This window comes from Enterococcus sp. DIV0421, from assembly GCF_051713745.1.
GTDB lineage: Bacteria > Bacillota > Bacilli > Lactobacillales > Enterococcaceae > Enterococcus_D > Enterococcus_D casseliflavus.
In genome coordinates, this window is record NZ_JBIOQM010000001.1 from 177,237 (window position 1) to 190,882 (window position 13,646).

Sequence of the window (13,646 nt, forward strand, 5' to 3'; positions counted from 1 at the left end):
GATGCGCTTCTATCGTTTGTGGGGATTCTTTTAGATCGCTTGCAATAAGTCGTATTGTGATTGATACAAATGGTGATACAAGCCTTTTTGTGCCATTAGCTGATCATGGTTACCCGATTCAGCGATTGTCCCCCCTGCCACGTAAAAGATTCGATCAGAATTTTTGATCGTGGACAGTCGGTGAGCGATGATAAATGAGGTTCTGCCTTCTAACAGCTTCAACAATCCTTCTTGCAGCAATTCTTCTGTCTTCGTATCGATACTTGAGGTCGCTTCATCTAAGATCAAAATTTTTGGATCAGCCAACAACGCTCGGGCAAAGGAAATCAGTTGCCGTTGCCCTGCAGATAAAGTACTTCCTCGTTCTTCGACGACGGTTTGATAGCCGTCTTTCAACTCCGTGATAAAGTCGTGGGCACGGACGATCTTCGCTGCTTCGATGATCTCTTCTTCTGTCGCATCTAATTTTCCATAGCGAATATTCTCTATGATCGTTCCTGAGAAAATAAAAGTATCTTGCAGCATGACCCCCATTTGTGAGCGCAGCGATTCCAGCGTCACGTCACGAACGTCCATCCCATCCACTTTAACACTGCCTTCATTGACATCATAAAAGCGGCTCAGCAAGTTGATGATTGTAGTCTTCCCTGCACCAGTAGGGCCAACCAAAGCAATACTTTCCCCAGGTTCAATGTGGAAGTTAACATCAGAAAGAATGTTTTTGCCTTCTTCGTATCGGAAGGTCACGTGTTCAAAATCAACGGTCCCTTTCATCGTTGGCAATACTTTTGCATCTGGTTTGTCTTCGATATCTGGGACTTCATCCATTGTTTCAAAAATCCGTTCAAGATAGGCAGTTGCTGTAATCAAAGAATTATAAAAATTCCCGATATTGATGACTGGATTCCAGAAATTATTGATATAACTGATAAAAGCGATCAGAGTACCTGTGCTGACATCGACACCGATCTGACGAATGCCGACAAAATAAATCAAACAAGTCGTAATGACCGAAATGTTTTGCACCCCTGGCCACATCAGAAACTGAATTTTGACAGCTTTCATCCATGAAGTTCGATAATCATTGCTGACTTCTTGGAAGATCTCAGCATTTTCTTCTTCTCGCGCAAAGGATTGAGTAATCTTGATACCAGCAATACTTTCATGAATGTAAGCATTTAGATTGGATTGTTTATTACTCAACACCTGATAGGCTTTGCGCTGGTTATTCTTGATCACCATCACCATGATGAACAAAATTGGCAGCAACGCAAGGGAATACAAGGTCAATTTGAAGTCGATCGCAAACATAAAGATCAAGGTGATGATGACGTTGAAAACATCCGAGATCAAATTGATCAGGCCGTTGCTCAATAGGTCACTCAGTGTATTGATATAGTTTACGATGCGAATCAAGATCTTGCCGTGGGGCCTTGTATCAAAATAAGAAAAAGGCAGTCGCTGCAGATGTTCAAAAATATCAAAGCGCATATCCTTCAATACGTCTTGACCAATATTCGTGATATGGTAGATACGGTAACGCATGCAGACGCCGATAACGATCAAGGTCACTAGAAAGGCAGCTCCTAGAAGCAGCAATTGGTTGACATTTTTCTCAGGAATCGATGAATCGATCGCGATCTTTGTGAAAACGGGCGCCAGCATTCCTGCTAAGTTTGCCAGAATGATCGTAAATAGTACTTTCGCAATACTTCTTTTATAAGGAACGACATATTGTGACAAGCGTTTGAAATCCTTCCAGCTAAACTCCTGGTCTAATTCCTCATCCACATCAAATTTATTTCTCGCCATCGTCTTCACCTCCTGACAAGCCTAATTGTTTTTGATACACTTCGTAGTATTTGCCCCGCAGACTGACAAGTTCTTCATGGGTCCCTTGTTCAACGACTCGTCCTTTTTCCATCATCAGAATCTGATCGGCTTCTCGAACAGAGGAGATCCGATGCGCAATGATAAACGTCGTTTTCTCTCCTGTTAATTTTGTCAGCTCCTGTTGGATCTTCGATTCTGTCTCCATATCGACGGCAGACGTCGTATCATCCAAAATCAAGATCGATGGATCTTTGGCTAAGGCCCGTGCTAGGGAGATCCGTTGTTTTTGTCCGCCAGAAAGCCCTACACCTCGCTCGCCCACGATCGTTTCATAGCCTTGAGGCATCCGAGAAATAAAGGTATCTGCATCAGCGACTACCGCCATTTGCCGAATAAAGCCTTCATCAGCTAAAGGATTTCCAAAAGCAATGTTGTCGGAGATAGTATTGGAAAACAAGAAAACATCTTGCATCACCATTGAAATGTTTTCCCGCATTTGGCGCACGGGATACTCTTTGGCGTTTTTTCCATCAATCAATACTTCCCCTTCAGTGGGATCATAAAAGCGTCCAACCAAATTCACTAACGTCGTTTTCCCTGACCCAGTTTCCCCTAAGATCCCTAACGTTTGGCCAGGGCCAATTTTGAAGTTGATGTTTTCCAACACATTTTGATTCGGATCATCCGAAAAGTGGAAGGAAACATCTTTAAACTCTACAAATCCTTTGATTGGCTCTAATTTTTCTTGTTGATGAACAGGAATTTTCGATTCTTGCGCCAACATTTGCCGAATTTTGATACAGGCTGCAGAAAATCGCTGAACGTCGTTGATCAACCAACCACTCATACGCATAGGATTATTCAACATCCAAAGATAGCCATTAAACGCGACAAGATCCCCTAATGTCATCTCGCCGTTGATGACGAAGATCCCACCCAAAATCAAGGCAATGACTGACAAACTTCCTGCTAAGCCATCAAGCCATGGCAGATAGGTACGGGATACTTTGGCAGATGCCATATTGCGGGTCTTAAAATCTTCGTTGTAGGAGCGAAATTTTTCAATCTCAAAATTTTCACGAGCAAAAGCTTTCACCACTCGATTGCCGCCGATATTTTCTTCCACCATTGAATTCAAGCGCGAAAAGCTCTCACGAATGTCAAAAAACAACGGGTGTGCTTTCTTAGACATGCGATTGGTCAACAGAAATATGATCGGTGTGACAGCCACCAGCGCCAACATCAATTTCCAATCAATAAAGCTCATAACCACCACCGCTGAAAAGAACCACAAGATACATTCAGCGATATTGTAGGTCACCCAAGAAACAAAGTGGCGAATGGCATCGGTATCACCAGTCATCCGTGCCATAATATCTCCCACACGAGTGTGATTGAAAAAGTCGAAATCCAATTCTTGCAGCTTCTGATACAAATCTTCCCGTAAATCGTATAGCGTATTTTGCCCGACCCGTTCAAATAAAATTTGATAACTGTAGCGGACAATGGTACGAATGACGGTCGTTGCGATCATGATCAACAATAATGGAATCAATAAGTGCGTTTTTTGCTGATTGATGACATCATCGATCACCATTCCTCCCAAGTACGGATTAACAATGATCAGCGCTGCATTGATCACTAAAAACAGGACTGCCAATATGATTTTTCCCCGGTTCTTTTTGGCATAGCGCCAGATCCATTGTGTATTACTCATCTAATTCCCCCTCTCGTTGTTAAGCTTAGCGTTTTGAAAAGCGATTTGAATGGTTTTCCTTACTCATTTTGATGTAAAATATTAGTAAGAAGTACCATTCCCTTTTTTTACAGGAAATAAGCACCCAATTGGAGTGAATCAGCCATGAATTTAGTTAACCCTCGCACGTTTAATCCAGAAATCATCTATCTCTTTGACCCATGGACACAATCAGAAAGTCATGGCGAAATGCACCATCATGACTTTTTAGAAATCAGCGTCTTGTTAGAAGGAGAAAGTACCTATTATTTTGAAAAAGAACCAGCGAAAAAAATCCGTGCTGGCAGCGTCATGCTTTTCAATCCTGGCATCGATCACTGCGAATTGCAGTCTAAGGGCACTCGCTCCCATCAGCTGCATATTGGTTTGAAAAATATTTCTTTGGAAGGCTTTAAACGGAATTTTTTCCCGAACAAACACCCCTTGTTGGAGCTAGGCAAATACCATCATCAAGTTTTGGAAAAAGCCTGGCAGTTGGTGAGAGAAAGCAGTGAAGAGCGGGATGAGTTTCAATTGATGCAAAAGGCTGTTTTGATGGAGATGCTCGTCTACATTTTACGTGGACTAAATGAAGACCATATCAATGTCGTGCCTTACCTTTCCAAAAGCCAACGACGACAACAACAGATCGTCAACTATACGGTCTATTACTTGGAAAATCATTACAAAGAAGAAATCACGTTGGAGAAGCTCGCACAGGATCAATTTCTCAGCCCGACGTACCTTTCAAAGATTTTTAAAGAGGCGACGGGTGTCAGTCCCATCAACTACTTGATTGAGATTCGCTTAAAGCGTGCCAAAGACATGTTAAAAAATGAAAACCTCACGATCAAAGAAGTCGCCTCTGCTGTGGGCTATCAGGATGCTTATCACTTTAGCAAGTCTTTTAAAAAACTTTATGGTGTCTCTCCTTCTGGGGTATTGCCAAAACCAAAAAATTAAAGAGCAAGCCGATGACCTTCCTTCGAATGAAGAATCATCGGCTTGCTCTTTGTTCATTGAATAAAATAGTTCATAAAAAGACTGGCAATGTTGAAGTAGATCAAAACACTGGTCAAATCGCTAAGGGTCGTGATAAACGGACCACTTGCCACTGCTGGATCAAACCCCAGCTTGTCCATCAGCATCGGGATCAAACTTCCCGCTAAGTTGGCTACTGTGATGGCACACATCATCGCCATCCCAATCACAAACCCTAGAATCGGATTTTGTTTCCAGACAGCTACGATAGCAAAAATCGTCAACCCCGTGATGGCACCTGTGAACAGTCCCGTCAGCACTTCACCTACCACCGTCTTCATAAAGCTGTTTTCTTTGTCATCATTGATCGCCAGACGACGAACGGCTACGGCTAAGGATTGGGTACCAGCATTACCGGCGGTCCCGGTGATCAGTGAGATAAAAACAGCGAGAATACTTGCTTCGCTGACCAACTCTTCATAATGACTGATCAGACTGGCGGTGGCCATTCCGAGAAAGAGTAAGGTGATAAGCCAAGGCAAGCGTCTCGAAGACGCTTTGATCGGGTTCTCACTGACTTCTTCCACATTGACCCCTGCCAAACCAGAGTAGTCACTGGCTGCTTCATCATCGATAACGTCGATGATATCATCGACGGTCACGATCCCTAATAGGTGATCGTCATAATCAGTGACTGGCAATGCGAGAAAGTCATAATCTCGGAAGGTCTGAGCGACATCCTCTTGGTCATCTCCAACATGAACCGACATCACCCGCTCGTTCAAAATATCAGCGATCATGGTATCTTCATCATTGATGATCAAGTCTCTTAAAGAAATAACGCCCACAAGCTTATTATCAGTATCCACGACGTAAATATAGTAAATCGTCTCGGCAACATCTGCGGCATTTTTTAAGACATACATCGCTGAACGAACCGTTTGGTTGGCAACAATGGAAACAAACTCGGTAGTCATCAGCGATCCAGCAGTTTCATCTTCATAGTGCAGCAGCTCTTTGATTTCGCTAGCAGCTTCAGCGGTCATCAAACTCAAATATTTTGCTGTTTGTTTTTTATCCAGAGTATTCAGCAGGTCAACCGCATTATCGGTATACATTTGCGCCAACATATCAGCCGCATAGGCAGGGCGCATCTCTGAAAGATAGTCCACCATGTGTTCATCATCTTCTTCAATGACGTCAAACATGTCTGCCAATTCTTTCGGGGAAAGATACGTATAGACGATTTGTCGATCGGCTGCTTCTAGAGATTGGTAGAACTGACCCTGCTCGTAGATATGCAGATCCAAGAACGCCTCACGAAATCCCTGGATATCATTGTCTTTTAATGCTTGATTCAGTTGATCAAACCGTTCAGTTAATTCTTGATTTTCATCCAATCTCTTCACCTCATTTGTTATTGCCTATCCATGGCTGAGCAAACAGCGGCCATGTCTGCTGGTAAGGGCAGCTTAAAAGCCAACGGTTCATTCGTAAAGGGATGCTGAAATTGCAGCTGACAGCAGTGTAATGCTTGTCGTTTGATCCCAAGAGCCATTGTACCGCCATACATCTCGTCTCCTAATAAAGGACAACCGATTGCAGAAAAATGGACCCTTATTTGATGCGTCCTGCCTGTGTGTAACTGAATATCAACTAAAGCGCAATCTGAATTGCGTTGTTTTAGCCAATACTCCGTCCGTGCTTCTTTTCCTTCGTCACTGACCTTGCGTTTCAATAGTGACGTCAGGTCTCTAGCAATCGGCAGCTCAATTTCACCATGGGCAGAAAGTGCGGTCAGTTCACCAGCAACGAGGGCTTGATATTTTTTTACGACCTGCTTCTTTCGCAACTGGCTATCCAGCTTCGCATGGGCAAACCCATGTTTTGCAAAAAGCATCAGTCCTGATGTGTCACGGTCTAACCGCGTGACTACATGAATCACTTGATCTTCATAGTGCTGCGCTTGATAGTAGGCCTTGACGCGATTGGCCATCGTGCCAGTCGGATGATATTGCGCAGGGATCGATGAGATGCCTGCTGGCTTATTCACGACTAACAGATGGGCATCTTCATACACGATCTCAATCGGTGTCGGGTCAGCCAGCATCGTCTCATGTTCCCCTTCAGGAGGAATTACAATAGTTACCCTATCATTTTGCGCCAAAGAAAACAAGACGTTTTGCTCGTGATCGTTGACAAATATCTTTCCGCCTTGAAATTTGATTTTTGCTAACAGTCCTTTGGACACCCCCTGTTCCTTCAAAAAGTATTTGACTTGCTGTCCTTGTCCAGTATAGTGATACGTAAATTCCATGGGTTTATTCTTCTCCAATAAAGGAATCTTTGACCCGATTCCAAAAATGCATATGCCGATAAGACGCAAAATGAATCCGTTCATCGGCAATACGGTAATAGATAGCATCGATTTCTTCTTGTTCGATGGTAAACTGATCGATCGTCACTAAATAGTCGGTGCTTTGCTGCAGTTGTACTTTGACCCATTCATGGTGACCCACGACGATCGGCGAACCAAGGGTCCGAAAGACACGATTGTTCAACGAAGCAATCTCTGCCAATTGAAAGGCATTGATACTTGGGTGCAAGACTGCCCCACCAACACTCTTGTTATAAGCAGTGGAGCCGGTGGGCGTTGAGATCGATAAGCCATCGCCGCGAAACTTTTCAAAGAGGTCTTCTTTAATAGAAATATCGGCAACCATCGTTCGATTGCCGCGCTTGATCGTTGATTCATTCAATGCTAGGAAATGCTTGTCTGATTTTCCATTCGCATACGTGATACGGACATCTAATAACGGATAGCTGACGCTTTTTTGATGGTCATTGCATAATGACTCGACTAGTTCTTCCAATTCATAATCTCGCCAGTCCGTGTAAAAGCCGAGATGACCCGTATGGACGCCTAAAAACTGTACTTGATCCAACTTATGATTGTACAAGTGAAAAGCAGAAAGGAGCGTGCCATCTCCCCCAACAGAAATCACTAATTCAGGATTGTCTTGATCGATCTTATTTTCTGACTGTTCTAAAAGCGTAGTTAAACGCTTTGTCACTTCTACCGACTTGCTTTCTTGATTATGGACGATTGCCACGCGGATACCTTTCATTCCGTTTCCCCCTTTGGCAACGGGTTCTGATCATGTCCGCCTCGCTTGCCTTTCCCATGTGAAAATAACCGTTGTGCCTCTTGGATCTCTTCACGGATATTGGACATTTCTTCATCTAGCTGATAGGCGGCTTCTGCCGACCGACGCAGTCGTTCACTGATTTCTGCGGGAAATTCCCCTTGGTATTTGTAGTTTAGTGAATGTTCGATCGTTGCCCAAAAATTCATCGCTAGTGTCCGAATTTGAATCTCAGCTAGAATAATTTTTTCCCCGTCGATCAGTTGAACGGGATATTCGATCACTAGATGATACGAACGGTAGCCACTGGCTTTTTTATTGGTGATATAGTCCCGTTCAATGATCACTTTCATGTCTTTGCGTGTTCGTAAGAGTTCAACGACTTGGTGAATGTCTTCCACAAATTGACACATGATTCGCAAGCCAGCGATATCAGACATCTCTTCTTCAAGCCGATCCAAAGCAATCCCACGTAATTTACTTTTCGTTAAAATGCTATCCACTGGCTTGACCCGCCCAGTGACAAATTCAATGGGAACATGCTTGTTTTGTTCCCGATATTGTTTTCGTATGCCTCTTAATTTTACTTTTAATTCTGAAACCGCCTGTTCATAAGGCGCTAAGAATTCTTCCCAATCACGAATCATTCTTCTCCCTCGATTCTGTTCATAACATACCTCTTATTCTACCATACTCTTGGAATAAAACTGAATGAACAGAAGAGCAGAAACAAAAGATTTTTTGTCTCTCCCCAACGTCTCAGCTTTTCTTTGTTTGGTTTCTTTGACGGAATAGCTGAAACAGCGTACACTATGATTGCAATAGAAAGAGAGTGAGAAACGATGGGCGAACAAGTAGAGATCGAATACAAGACGATGTTGACGGAAAAAGAATACCACCAGCTGCTTGCTTATTACAATTTGTCAGAAGAAGCATTTAAGATACAAACCAATTACTATTTTGATACGGCAGATCATAAGCTGCGGGATAAGCAATTTGGCTTGCGTATTCGCACGACTGCTACCAATGCGGAATTAACGCTAAAAACCCCCATTGAGCACGGGTTATTAGAGACGACTGATCCTTTAACGAAAACGTCCGCAGCTTCATTGATTGCTTCAGAAAAAATTCTACCTACGGGTATCGTTGCTCAGCGCCTAAGAGCGGCAGGTATCGAGCCTGACACGTTACGTATGATCGCAGCATTAAAAACGAAACGGGCGGAATTTCCGATTGAAGAAGGATTGCTCGCGTTAGATGAAAGCTGGTATGGTCAACAGCATGATTATGAGTTGGAGTTAGAAGTCAACGAGCCGATTAAAGGGAAAGATGCCTTTCACTCCTTGTTACGTTTCTTTGGCGTTCCTTATCGACCAGCGAAAAACAAGATCATCCGAGCCGTTGAAGAAAAATCATAGTAAGCTGTCCTTTTGCTTACTTTTTTCGCGTTTTTTTGCTATATTTAATAAAACATACTTATTTTGTTTTTCAAGGTACAAAAGAATCTTAATTGGGGAGAGATTCAAATGATCGAACTGTTTTTATTTATTAATCCGATTGGGCCTATTTGTTATGATATCGAAAAAGAGATTCTCAATAAATTAAACACCAGCCGCAAAAAAATCCATTTGCAGATTCTACCTTTCGTTAACTTGTTTTCCGTAGGTGTCTCAATGGACTATTTGTCCATGAATAAGGCGGATTTGGTCTTGCGAAATGAACAGACCAACCAAATCTATGCTGCATCACTGGACTATAAGGCAGCTCAGTTGCAAGGAAAAAAAATTGCGCGGGATTTCTTGTTGAAACTGCAACAACGGATAGGGATCGAAAGACAAGAATATAGCGATGCCTTAGTGAAAGAATTATTTTCTGAAACGAATGGTGATTTAGAGATGTTCCTAGAAGATCGATCCTCTGAGCTAGTGAAAAAGAACTTTGCCACCGATCAGCGTGTAGCCAAAGATATGGGCATCACGATCACACCCTCTGCTGTGGTGTATGATTTTTCAAGTGAAGAAGAATATGGGGTCCTTTTAGAAGGATCAGAGGAACTGAGAAGTCTTCCGCTCGTCTGTGGTACAGCAACAGAACTCGATACATTTTTGCAAAAAGCTCAGTCTTTGAAAGCACCAAAACTTTCCACTATTCATGAAATTGATCGCGGGTTGATTCTTTTATGAAACCCTATTCAATAGCGACGCTGCGCAGCGAGCCAAACGATGATCTTGTATTTGGCTCGCTGCGCAGCGTTTTTTATTGTGGACAAACAAAAAAACAAACCAATCCTTCACGGATTGGTTCGCTTTTCAATTATGCTTCAATTTCTTTGACGAGTTCTTCCAATTCATTCAAGCGTTGCTCAAATACTTTCATCGCGTCTTCAATATAATCTGCTTTTGTCATATCGACGCCCGCTTTTTTCATGACTTCGATTGGATAATCACTGCGTCCAGCTTTCAAATAGTTCAAATAGTTGGTTAAGGCATCTGGTTCACCTGCTAAGATTTTCTTCGCTAAAGCAGAAGCTGCCGAAAATCCGGTTGAATACTGGTAAACATAGTAATTGTAATAGAAATGCGGAATGCGTGACCACTCAAGACGAATCTCAGGATCTTTTTCAACAGAAGGTCCGTAGTATTTTGCATTTAACTCGGCATAGTTCTCGCTTAAGAACTCACTGGTCAACGGTGTTCCTTTCGCATCTTCCACGTGCATGAAGTGTTCAAACTCGGCAAATTGCGTTTGACGGAAAATCGTTCCCTTGAAGCCATCGAGAAAATGATTCAAGATATAAGCTTTGACCCGTGGATCTGTTTCAGTCTGCAGCATATACTCTGTCAAAATATTTTCATTGGTGGTTGAAGCGATTTCCGCTAAAAAGATCGAATAATCCCCATAGGCATAAGGCTGGTTATTACGTGTAAAGTAACTATGCACACTGTGTCCCATTTCATGAACAAGAGTAAAGAGTTGATCCAATCGATCATTCCAGTTCATCAGGATATATGGCAGCGTGTCATAGGCACCAGAAGAATACGCGCCACTGCGTTTGCCTTTGTTTTCAACGACATCGATCCACCGATTGCTGAAGGCTTCTTCAACCACCGCAAGGTATTCTTCACCTAATGGTTTTAACGCTTCTTTCGCTTTTTCGACCGCTTCTTCATAGGTATATCGAATGGGTGCTTCCCCTAAAATCGGCGTATAAACATCATACATATGCAACGTATCGACAGCCAACAGGCGTTTTCTTAATGCCATATAACGATGCAACAATGGCAGGTGCTGATTGACGACATCCACTAATGTATCGTAGACACTTTCAGGAATGTGGTTAGCACTCAAAGCGGCTTGCCGTGCCGAATCAAATTTGCGGGCTTTTGCTTTAAAGTTATGGGCTTTGATATTGGTGCTTAATGTTTGGGCAAAGGTATTGCGGAATTGCTCATAGACACCATAAAGCCCTTTAAAGGCTGCTTCACGGACAGACCGATCCGTGCTTTCCATCAACTCACCGTATACACCATGAGATAACTGCACTTTTTCCCCGTTTTCGTCTTCAACTACTGGAAAATCCAAATCAGCATTGTTTAAAACAGAAAAAATGTTGCCAGGTGCCCCAAAAATTTCGCCAGCACCAGCTAATAACGCTTCTTGCTCCGCTGGCAAGACATGTGGACGCTCGTTGATGGTTTTTTCGATCATATGACGATAAACAGCTAGTTTCGGCTCTTGATCGAAATAGCCCCAAATCGTTTCATCAGACATTGTCAATAGCTCAGGATCAAACCAAGCAACGGCTTCACTTACTTGCGCAACCAAGTTACTTGCTTTTGCATACAAGCCTTGATACGTCGTATTGGCAGTATCTTGATCGTTTTTCAAATGACTGTATACATAGAGTTTCTCTAAACGACGAGAAAGCGCTAAAACAAATTCTAATACGGATAAGAAGGCTTGCGGCCCATCGGCTAAAGTGCCTTGGTAACGACTTGCTTCTTTGACTTGTGCTTGGATCTCTTGAAATTCTATGTCAAAAGCCGCATCATCGGCATAGATTTTCGTTAAGTCCCACGTTTTTTCGACTGGAATCGATTCACGTGCTGGTAATTGTTTTGTTTCTGACATTCCCTTCACTCCTTGTTCATTGGTTAAAAATATCTTATCATACTTTTCAGTGAAACCAAATCATTGGCTTAAAAAGAAACCGAATTTTCTAAATATTGGCATTCTTGAAAGAGTCCGCGCAAAATTTCCCGTTGATCCAGTAACGGGAATTGCCATTGCCAATCCAGCTGCCGCAGCCGTGCTACCCATTGATCAAAACGAAGTGGACAGTCACTTAAATAAAGAAAGCGAAAAACCAATATTCGATGCTCAAATAAAATGCCAAAGCTGCTTTTACAATAGCACCACATAGGCAGCTGGGAGACATTGCCTTTTAACGGATACAATATTTCTTGGATCACACGGATTTTTGGCAGGTTCTTTCGCAGTTTTTGTATCAACCATACCTGATAGTCTGCAGCAAGCCACTCAGAAGGACGGTGATGGTTTGATCTTTGTCCTTTGCACAAAGGGCGAAGAGTTTCTTTATGGTAAGGCGCCCCTTTTCGAGCATCGCTTTGTTGACTGCTGACTCCTTCTTGATAGTGCCAGTTGATTTGTTCTAACTTCATTAAGGATTGATTTTGCGTATCAATCAGCCACAAACAAAAACCAGTTGCCTGATAACTACAGCAGGCTTTTGCCAAAAGTGACCATTGGCGTTTCGGATGCAATTTCTCCCCTAAGATCCACCATGGTCGATAGCCGTTTGCTAAATACGTGCTGGTTCTTTCAAGAAATCGTGAAAACTTGAGGGAAGAACACTGTACTTCAATGGCGATATTCTTATAACAAAGGTCAGGACGCTGTTGGAGTTTAGGCAAAAAGGCTTCGATCTCAATCCCTGTATCTTGAAACCATTCAAACAATAGTTGTTTGGCTTCCAAGTGTTCCTTCGTCTCCCCTTCGCTGTAAGTCTGACAATCAGCAGTTGCTTGATGGGCAAAGTGGGGCTGTCGTTTGGTTCCTTGCCGCAAAGTCACTTCTTGGTGACACCCTGGGCAATAAAAAGGACCTGATGCTTTCTTTCTCCCTTTCGCTGCAATGACTTCTTTTCTTTGGTTCAATGCTTTCAGCATCTAACTCACCTCAACAAAAGATACGCCATTTTCATCAAACACAATTGAAAAAGCCAAGAACATTAGCAACATGTTCTTGGCTGGAAATGAATTTCATTCATTAATCATTCTTGAAGTAGAAACGAGTCAATTCAAGTGCATCGTTTTCCATGATCAACTGACCATATTCAGATAAAACCTCTGGCGTCACTGATGTCCGTTGGGCAAATTCCATCAAATAAGAAAGTGCATTTTCCACTTCAATATCAGTAACCTCTGCATCCATGAATCGAATTTCAATATAATAATGGTTACCCATTTGGTAAAGATTGGTTGCAACGGAATCCAAATATACTTCGGATGCCAATTGAATCATATCTTCGAATCGCAACAACTCGAATACAAAACGATTGCCGATGTCTTCTGCTTGCTCCGACTCTTGTAATTGAGCCGCCACATGCTTTTTCAACATGTCGGTAATGTCTTCATTCGCTTCATCGTTCATCTCATCAAAATTTTCCATTCCTTCTGGTGGAAGATTTTTGCTAATAAACAATTCTAACCCATCGCCTTTAGGCAAGACTTGGAAAGTTACAGCTTCACTGCCCTTAAATTCTTCGTCAATATCAACTTCTTCAAGAATACTGTAAAAGAAGTTTTCAATTTCATTGTGATTTCCTAGAAGGTCAAGAAAAGTGATGCCTCTCGCAGCTAAGTCTTCACTTTTGATCAATACACGAATGGTGTTCTCATTGATATGTTCCATTTCCATATTAGCTACAC

12 protein-coding genes are annotated in these 13,646 nt (G+C 42.5%); 3 read left to right on the forward strand and 9 right to left on the reverse strand.

Going from position 1 to position 13,646, the window contains the following annotated elements; translation table 11 throughout:
* Window positions 1–30 precede the first annotated feature (30 nt).
* Window positions 31–1,812 (reverse strand): ABC transporter ATP-binding protein, encoded by a 1,782-nt coding sequence (locus IGI96_RS00820; RefSeq protein WP_016610838.1) that lies wholly within the window; start codon window positions 1,810–1,812, stop codon window positions 31–33.
* Window positions 1,799–3,550 carry an ABC transporter ATP-binding protein gene (locus tag IGI96_RS00825; RefSeq protein WP_010749432.1) on the reverse strand — a complete coding sequence of 584 codons (1,752 nt, stop codon included), beginning with the start codon at window positions 3,548–3,550 and terminating at the stop codon, window positions 1,799–1,801. Before IGI96_RS00825 ends, IGI96_RS00820 begins: the two co-directional genes overlap by 14 nt.
* A gap of 144 nt (window positions 3,551–3,694) precedes the next feature.
* Between IGI96_RS00825 and IGI96_RS00830 the strand changes: the two genes are divergently transcribed.
* Window positions 3,695–4,531 (forward strand): AraC family transcriptional regulator, encoded by an 837-nt coding sequence (locus IGI96_RS00830; protein WP_270288085.1) that lies wholly within the window; start codon window positions 3,695–3,697, stop codon window positions 4,529–4,531.
* A gap of 53 nt (window positions 4,532–4,584) precedes the next feature.
* On the opposite strand, the gene mgtE is transcribed toward IGI96_RS00830, so the two are convergent.
* From mgtE to IGI96_RS00850, 4 genes are read right to left on the reverse strand one after another with little or no spacing between them, the layout of a single operon-like run.
* Window positions 4,585–5,949: a magnesium transporter gene (gene mgtE / locus IGI96_RS00835; RefSeq protein ID WP_010749430.1), complete on the reverse strand. Its 1,365-nt coding sequence runs from the start codon at window positions 5,947–5,949 to the stop codon at window positions 4,585–4,587.
* A gap of 17 nt (window positions 5,950–5,966) precedes the next feature.
* Complete coding sequence (locus tag IGI96_RS00840; protein WP_270288086.1) at window positions 5,967–6,866, reverse strand: RluA family pseudouridine synthase; 900 nt, start codon at window positions 6,864–6,866, stop codon at window positions 5,967–5,969.
* Window positions 6,867–6,870: 4 nt separating this feature from the next.
* Entirely contained in the window at window positions 6,871–7,668 is a 798-nt protein-coding gene (locus IGI96_RS00845; RefSeq protein WP_026008090.1) for an NAD kinase, read from the reverse strand.
* A gap of 5 nt (window positions 7,669–7,673) precedes the next feature.
* Window positions 7,674–8,342: a GTP pyrophosphokinase gene (locus tag IGI96_RS00850; RefSeq protein WP_005229708.1), complete on the reverse strand. Its 669-nt coding sequence runs from the start codon at window positions 8,340–8,342 to the stop codon at window positions 7,674–7,676.
* Window positions 8,343–8,537: 195 nt separating this feature from the next.
* Between IGI96_RS00850 and IGI96_RS00855 the strand changes: the two genes are divergently transcribed.
* Complete coding sequence (locus tag IGI96_RS00855; protein ID WP_074932947.1) at window positions 8,538–9,113, forward strand: CYTH domain-containing protein; 576 nt, start codon at window positions 8,538–8,540, stop codon at window positions 9,111–9,113.
* Between the two features lie 108 nt (window positions 9,114–9,221).
* On the forward strand, window positions 9,222–9,878 hold the full coding sequence (locus tag IGI96_RS00860; RefSeq protein WP_074932949.1) for a ClpXP adapter SpxH family protein: 657 nt from the start codon (window positions 9,222–9,224) through the stop codon (window positions 9,876–9,878).
* A gap of 130 nt (window positions 9,879–10,008) precedes the next feature.
* Here the strand turns inward: IGI96_RS00860 and pepF are convergent, their stop codons facing one another.
* The 3 genes from pepF to IGI96_RS00875 form a co-directional block, all read right to left on the reverse strand.
* Entirely contained in the window at window positions 10,009–11,826 is a 1,818-nt protein-coding gene (gene pepF / locus IGI96_RS00865) for an oligoendopeptidase F (protein ID WP_270288087.1), read from the reverse strand.
* Window positions 11,827–11,894: 68 nt separating this feature from the next.
* Window positions 11,895–12,884 (reverse strand): competence protein CoiA, encoded by a 990-nt coding sequence (locus IGI96_RS00870; RefSeq protein WP_074932954.1) that lies wholly within the window; start codon window positions 12,882–12,884, stop codon window positions 11,895–11,897.
* Between the two features lie 100 nt (window positions 12,885–12,984).
* Window positions 12,985–13,635: an adaptor protein MecA gene (locus IGI96_RS00875; RefSeq protein WP_005229698.1), complete on the reverse strand. Its 651-nt coding sequence runs from the start codon at window positions 13,633–13,635 to the stop codon at window positions 12,985–12,987.
* Window positions 13,636–13,646 lie beyond the last annotated feature (11 nt).

Bases quoted from the DNA above. Each gene is read 5' to 3' on its own strand.
- IGI96_RS00830 (WP_270288085.1), top strand. From the start codon at position 3,695: ATGAATTTAGTTAACCCTCGCACGTTTAATCCAGAAATCATCTATCTC.
- pepF (WP_270288087.1), bottom strand. From the start codon at position 11,826: ATGTCAGAAACAAAACAATTACCAGCACGTGAATCGATTCCAGTCGAA.
- IGI96_RS00860 (WP_074932949.1), top strand. From the start codon at position 9,222: ATGATCGAACTGTTTTTATTTATTAATCCGATTGGGCCTATTTGTTAT.
- IGI96_RS00840 (WP_270288086.1), bottom strand. From the start codon at position 6,866: ATGGAATTTACGTATCACTATACTGGACAAGGACAGCAAGTCAAATAC.
- IGI96_RS00855 (WP_074932947.1), top strand. From the start codon at position 8,538: ATGGGCGAACAAGTAGAGATCGAATACAAGACGATGTTGACGGAAAAA.
- IGI96_RS00820 (WP_016610838.1), bottom strand. From the start codon at position 1,812: ATGGCGAGAAATAAATTTGATGTGGATGAGGAATTAGACCAGGAGTTT.
- IGI96_RS00850 (WP_005229708.1), bottom strand. From the start codon at position 8,342: ATGATTCGTGATTGGGAAGAATTCTTAGCGCCTTATGAACAGGCGGTT.
- IGI96_RS00875 (WP_005229698.1), bottom strand. From the start codon at position 13,635: ATGGAAATGGAACATATCAATGAGAACACCATTCGTGTATTGATCAAA.
- IGI96_RS00870 (WP_074932954.1), bottom strand. From the start codon at position 12,884: ATGCTGAAAGCATTGAACCAAAGAAAAGAAGTCATTGCAGCGAAAGGG.
- IGI96_RS00825 (WP_010749432.1), bottom strand. From the start codon at position 3,550: ATGAGTAATACACAATGGATCTGGCGCTATGCCAAAAAGAACCGGGGA.